The organism is Microbacterium sp. (assembly GCF_029263575.1).
Taxonomy (GTDB): domain Bacteria; phylum Actinomycetota; class Actinomycetes; order Actinomycetales; family Microbacteriaceae; genus Microbacterium.
Genome location: NZ_JAJUFV010000173.1, coordinates 1 through 5,672, shown reverse-complemented (window position 1 = coordinate 5,672; position 5,672 = coordinate 1). Strand labels below are relative to the sequence as shown.

The 5,672-nt window shown below is 67.6% G+C and carries 7 protein-coding genes; 6 read left to right on the top strand and 1 reads right to left on the bottom strand.

Annotated elements, in window-relative coordinates:
• The 3 genes from Q1J95_RS13845 to purQ form a co-directional block, all read left to right on the top strand.
• Window positions 1-258, top strand: a 258-nt coding sequence (locus tag Q1J95_RS13845) for a phosphoribosyltransferase family protein (protein WP_300268552.1), incomplete at its 5' end; no start/stop codon positions are given.
• Window positions 259-321: 63 nt separating this feature from the next.
• A complete protein-coding gene (gene purS, locus Q1J95_RS13840; RefSeq protein ID WP_300268550.1) occupies window positions 322-570 on the top strand; it encodes a phosphoribosylformylglycinamidine synthase subunit PurS in 249 nt (82 codons plus the stop codon).
• Window positions 567-1,265, top strand: a complete 699-nt coding sequence (purQ, locus tag Q1J95_RS13835) for a phosphoribosylformylglycinamidine synthase subunit PurQ (protein ID WP_300268549.1) — start codon at window positions 567-569, stop codon at window positions 1,263-1,265. The genes purS and purQ overlap by 4 nt, the downstream gene beginning before the upstream one ends.
• Window positions 1,266-1,447: 182 nt before the next feature.
• Here the strand turns inward: purQ and Q1J95_RS13830 are convergent, their stop codons facing one another.
• Window positions 1,448-1,888 (bottom strand): DUF1761 domain-containing protein, encoded by a 441-nt coding sequence (locus tag Q1J95_RS13830; protein ID WP_300268547.1) that lies wholly within the window; start codon window positions 1,886-1,888, stop codon window positions 1,448-1,450.
• A 70-nt stretch (window positions 1,889-1,958) separates the two neighbouring features.
• On the opposite strand from Q1J95_RS13830, the gene Q1J95_RS13825 reads away from it, so the two are divergent.
• Genes Q1J95_RS13825 through Q1J95_RS13815 form a run of 3 tightly spaced genes read left to right on the top strand, consistent with a single transcriptional unit; the run spans window position 1,959 to window position 5,656 of the window.
• Entirely contained in the window at window positions 1,959-2,888 is a 930-nt protein-coding gene (locus Q1J95_RS13825; RefSeq protein WP_300268545.1) for a 2-hydroxyacid dehydrogenase, read from the top strand.
• Between the two features lie 58 nt (window positions 2,889-2,946).
• The gene (locus Q1J95_RS13820) at window positions 2,947-4,608 is read left to right on the top strand and encodes an alpha-amylase family glycosyl hydrolase (protein WP_300268543.1); all 1,662 of its coding nucleotides are present in this window, start codon (window positions 2,947-2,949) and stop codon (window positions 4,606-4,608) included.
• A 22-nt stretch (window positions 4,609-4,630) separates the two neighbouring features.
• A complete protein-coding gene (locus Q1J95_RS13815; protein WP_300268541.1) occupies window positions 4,631-5,656 on the top strand; it encodes a LacI family DNA-binding transcriptional regulator in 1,026 nt (341 codons plus the stop codon).
• Window positions 5,657-5,672 lie beyond the last annotated feature (16 nt).

The following is a 5,672-nucleotide window of genomic DNA, read 5'->3' as shown; positions in this document are numbered from 1 at the left end:
CTCCCTCGCCCCGCGGCATCCGTCGATTACTCACTCGAGTACGGCACCGCCACGATCGAAATGCACGACGACCTTCCTCAGGGCTCGCGCGTTCTGCTCATCGACGATGTGCTCGCCACCGGCGGCACGCTCGCCGCCGGACGCCAGCTCCTCGAGCGGCTGGGATCGCACGTCGCAGGCATCTCGGTGCTGTTCGAGATCGAGGGTCTGGGCGGTCGCGAGGCCGTCGGCGATCTGCACACCGTCTTCCACTCCTGACGGGCACTCGCACGCGCACTAGACTTGGGCGTGCCCGCCTTCCCGCGACTTCTGGAGCCGTTCATGCCCACCATCGTCGTCGACGTCATGCCCAAATCAGAGCTGCTCGACCCGCAGGGAAAGGCCGTCTCCGGCGCCTTCTCGCGCATCGGAGTCACCAGCTTCAGCGACGTACGCATCGGCAAGCGCTTCGAGCTCACGGTCGACGGCGAGGTCACAGATGAGATCCTCGCCGAGGCGTCGAGGATCGCCGAAGACGTGCTGTCGAACTCGGTCATCGAAGACGTCGTGGGCATCGAGGTCGTCGAATGACCGTGCGCATCGGCGTCATCACCTGGCCCGGTTCACTCGATGACCGAGACGCCCAGCGCGCCGTGCGCCTCGCCGGCGCCGAACCCGTCGCGCTCTGGCACGGATCGCACGACCTCGACGGCGTCGACGCGCTCGTGCTGCCCGGTGGCTTCAGCTATGGCGACTACCTGCGAAGCGGCGCGATCGCGGCGCTGTCGCCGATCATGACCGAGGTCAAAGACGCCGCTGCGGGGGGCATGCCGATTCTCGGCATCTGCAACGGATTCCAGATGCTCGTCGAAGCACACCTGCTGCCGGGCGGCCTGATTCGCAACGACCACCAGCACTTCGTGCGCCGTGACCAGAAGCTCACCGTCGAGAACACCTCGTCGGCCTGGACGAACCAGTTCACCCAGGGCCAAGAGATCATCATTCCGCTCAAGAACGCCGAGGGCGGCTACACCGCCGACGATGAGACACTCGACCGCATCGAAGGCGAGGGCCTCGTCGCCTTCCGCTACGCAGGCGTGAACCCGAACGGGTCACTGCGCGACATCGCCGGTCTGACGAACCCGGCGGGCAACGTGGTCGGGCTCATGCCGCACCCCGAGCACGCCACCGAGGCGGGCTTCGGCCCCGACACGACTGCCGCGATGCGCAGCGGCGTCGACGGACTCGCGTTCTTCGCGAGCGCGATCGCCCGCGTCGCGGCCTGAGAGTCCGATTCGCGTAGCCGGTCGATTCGACGGATGCCGCGGCATCCGCCCGACACACTTGTCGGCCGAGATCCCATCTGCATGCCGGTTACCCGAGATTTCACCATCCATCCGGGATCTGAACCGACGTCTGTACCGGCACCACGTCAACCGGCCAGCTGAGACTCACCGGGCACCGGCGGTCAGATCGTGCCCGCCGGCGGCCACACGCCGATCAGTGCCGCCATGACGGCGATCGTGACCAGCTCGTGCGCGATGTTGATCACGGTGAGGTTGGTCGGGCGTCCCTCGAACGAGTCGTGGGTGATGAGACGCGCCGCGGTGAACCCCGCCCACAGCAGCACCGCGGTCACGACGGCGGCGATGAAGAACGATCCTTCGTAGAAGTGCCAGGCGATGACGGATGCCCCGGCCAGCGCCCATGCCGTCACGAAGCTCATGAGGATGCTGATGATGATCGGCATCCACGCCTGGGCGGCTGTGATCTGCGGGTTCTCGATGTCGACGCCGGCGAGCTTCGCCCACCGCCTGCCGAAGGTCTGCGGCATGTACCAGACGGATCCGACGATCATGCTGCCCACGGTCGCCAGCAGCACAGCCCAGTAGTTGATCTCGGGAATCACGGCGTCCTCCTCAGGTGGGTTTCACGCTGAGCGTACTCGCGCCCGCGCGCTCGGTCGATAGGCTCGGGATGTGAGCCTCTTCGTCACCGTTCCCACCGACCGCCTCGCCGAAGACATCGGCCCGCTGCCCGACGGCGTCGACCTTCACGTCTGGGACATGGCATCTCCCGCACCGCGGGAGCGCATCGACATCGTCGTACCGCCGTACATGGGCGGCAGCTCGGGACTCGACGCTCTGGCGGGGCTGGACATCGGGCTCGTGCAGAGCCAGTCGATCGGATACGACGGCGTCAGCGCGACCCTGCCGCCCGGCCTCGCCTTCGCGAACGCCTCGAGCGTGCATGAGACCTCGACCGCAGAGCTCGCTCTGGCCCTCACGCTCGCCGCGCAGCGGCAGCTGCCGCGGTTCGTGCTCGCTCAGCAGGAGGGCCAGTGGTCACCCGTGTTCGCCGACAGCCTCGCCGACCGGCGGGTGCTGCTGGTCGGTTTCGGCGGCGTCGGCGAGGCCATCGCGCTGCGGCTCGAGCCGTTCGACGTCGATCTGACCGTGGTCGCTCGGCGCGCGCGTCCGATCTGGCACGAGCGTCTCGGCAAGGTCGACGTGCACGCGATCGACGAGTTGCCCGGCCTGCTGGCCGACGCCGAGATCGTCATTCTCGCCCTCCCTGGCGGCGATGAGACACATCACCTCTTCAGCGATGACCTGCTGGCGCGCATGGCCGATGACGCGCTGCTGGTGAACGTCGGCCGCGGCACCCTGATCGATTCTGACGCCCTTGTCCGCCAGGGTGGGCGGATCCGTGCGGCGCTCGACGTCGTGGATCCCGAACCGCTTCCGGCGGAGCATCCGCTCTGGCGCACCGACGGCGTCCTCATCTCCCCGCACGTGGGCGGGGCATCCACTGCGATGACTCCCCGGATCGCCCGCCTCGTGCGGACTCAGATCGAGCGGATGCTGCAGGGCAAGGCCCCCGTCAACGTCGTGATCGCGGGCGGGTAGTGATCCTCGCCGCTGGCTCCGGTCGAAAAACTGTAAGCGCTTGCAGTAGGCTCGTCGCATGACTGAGCTTGAACAGATCGCGGCCCCCGGTTCCGAATGGTGGCGCAGCGCCGTCATCTACCAGATCTACCCCCGCTCCTTCGCCGATTCGACGGGCGACGGCATCGGCGACCTTCCCGGCATCACCAGCCGGCTGAGTGCTCTGCAAGACCTCGGTGTCGACGCGATCTGGCTCAGCCCGTTCATGACGAGCCCGCAGAAAGACGCCGGCTACGACGTCGCCGACTATCGCGATGTCGATCCCCTGTTCGGCACGCTCGCCGACTTCGACACCATGCTCGCCGAGGCGCACGCCCGCGACATCCGCGTCATCGTCGACCTCGTTCCCAACCACTCGTCCGATCAGCATGAGTGGTTCCAGCAGGCTCTGAAGGCCGGGCCCGGCAGCCCCGAGCGTGCACGCTACGTGTTCCGCGACGGCAAGGGTGCGAACGGGGAGCTGCCTCCGAACAACTGGCAGAGCGTCTTCGGCGGCGGCATGTGGGAGCGCGTGACCGAATCCGACGGCACCCCTGGCCAGTGGTATCTGCACATCTTCGACCCGACGCAGCCCGACTTCGATTGGACCAATGAGGAGGTCAAGGAGGAGTTCCGCTCGATTCTGCGCTTCTGGCTCGACCGGGGTGTCGACGGGTTCCGCGTTGATGTCGCACACGGCATGGTCAAAGAGGCAGGCCTCCCCGACTACGCTCCGGTGGCCGACGCCGACTCGATGGGCGGCGGCGAGGCGAGCGTTCCCTACTGGGGTCAAGACGGCGTGCACGACATATACCGTGATTGGCATAAGGTGCTCGCCGAGTACGACGGCGATCGCGCGCTGTGCGGTGAAGCCTGGCTCCCGACGCTCAAGCAGACGGCCCTGTGGGTGCGGCCCGACGAGATGCACCAGACCTTCAACTTCCCGTATCTGATGACCCCGTGGGAGGCGAAGGCGCTGGCCGAGGTCATCCGCGAATCGCTCGACGAGTTCGGCAGCGTCGGCGCGCCCAGCACGTGGGTGCTGTCGAACCACGACGTCGTGCGCCACGCCTCGCGTCTGGCGCTGACCGCCGACAATCCGCAGGGTGAGGGCATCGGCCCCAACTCCCCCGGCAAGCCCGATGCGGCCATCGGCCTCGCGCGCGGCCGTGCCGCCACCACCGTGATGCTCTCGCTTCCCGGGTCGTCGTACCTCTACCAGGGCGAAGAGCTCGGGCTCCCCGAGGCGATGGAGATTCCCGACGAGTTCCGTCAGGACCCGCCCTGGTATCGCCCGACCGGCGAGCGGGACGGGCGTGACGGATGCCGCGTGCCTATCCCGTGGCAGGCGGATGCTCCGGCCTTCGGCTTCAACGACACCGGAAGCGCGTGGTTGCCGCAGCCTGCCGAGTGGGCGACATTCGCCCGTGATGTCGAAGAGAGCGATGAGTCCTCGACGCTGAACCTGTACAAGAAGCTGCTGCGCGAGCGTCGCGAGCGCGGGCTGGGCAGCGGCGCGCTGGTGTGGGAAGACTGCGGTGCGGATGCTGTCGCCTTCCGCCGCGGTGAGCTGCACGTGGCCGTCAACCTCGGCACAGAGCCGCTGCCGCTCGGTGATGATGTGACATTCGTCGTGCAGAGCCAGGCGTTCGAGGGCACGGCACTGCCGGTGAACACGGCTGCCTGGTACACGAAGGCCTGACACCCGGGTCGACATATATTCCATGGTGAGCATCGATGAGGTCGCGCGACTGGCCGGAGTCTCTACGGCTACGGTCTCGCGCGCCCTCAGCGGTCGCGGCCATGTGTCGGCTGCATCCCGGGAGCGGGTGCAGGTTGCCGCCCAGTCACTGGGCTATGTGGTGTCGTCCCGCGCGTCGAGTCTCGCCTCGGGACGCACGACCAACGTCGGCGTCATCGTCCCTTTCCTCGATCGCTGGTTCTTCAGCACGGTGCTCTCGGGGGTCTCCAGCGCCCTGATGCGGCACGGATACGACATCACGCTGTACAACATCACCGCTGACCGCGACGTTCGGCGCAGCGTATTCGACACCGCCCTGCGCCGCCAACGCGTCGATGCGATCATCGCCGTGTCGATCGAACTCGACGAGACCGAGACCGATCAGCTGCTCGCACTCGGCCTGCCGGTCATCGCGATCGGCGGGCCGAATCCGAAGCTCGAAACACTCACGGTCGACGACGTCGCCCTCGCGCAGCTCGCGACCGAGCACCTGTTGAGCCTCGGCCATACCGAGATCGCGCACATCGGTGCGAACCCCGAGTTCGACCTCGACTTCCACATTCCCACGAATCGTCGCCACGGCTTCGAGCGGGCGCTGGCGGATGCCGGGATCACCCCGAACCCCGCCTTCCTCGAACCCGCCGATTTCACGGTCGAGGGCGGATACCGCGCCGCCAAACAACTGCTGGGGCGACCGGGAGTACGCCCGACGGCCGTGTTCGCGGCATCCGATGAGATGGCGATCGGCGCGCTACTCGCGGCGCGCGACCTCGGCTATTCCGTGCCGGAGGAGCTCTCGATCGTCGGGATCGACGGACATGAGCTGGGCGAGTTCTTTCGGCTGACGACCGTCGATCAGTTTCCGCTCGCGCAGGGCGAGCGCGCCGCCGAGGCGGTACTCGCCGGGCTCGAAGCAAGCGAGACGAGCACGGAAGATGCGGCTCTGCCGTTCGAGCTGATCGTGCGCGGGTCGACGGCGCGCCGCGCGCCCGCGGGCTCTGCGCGCTAGCGTCCGGCGCTGCGCG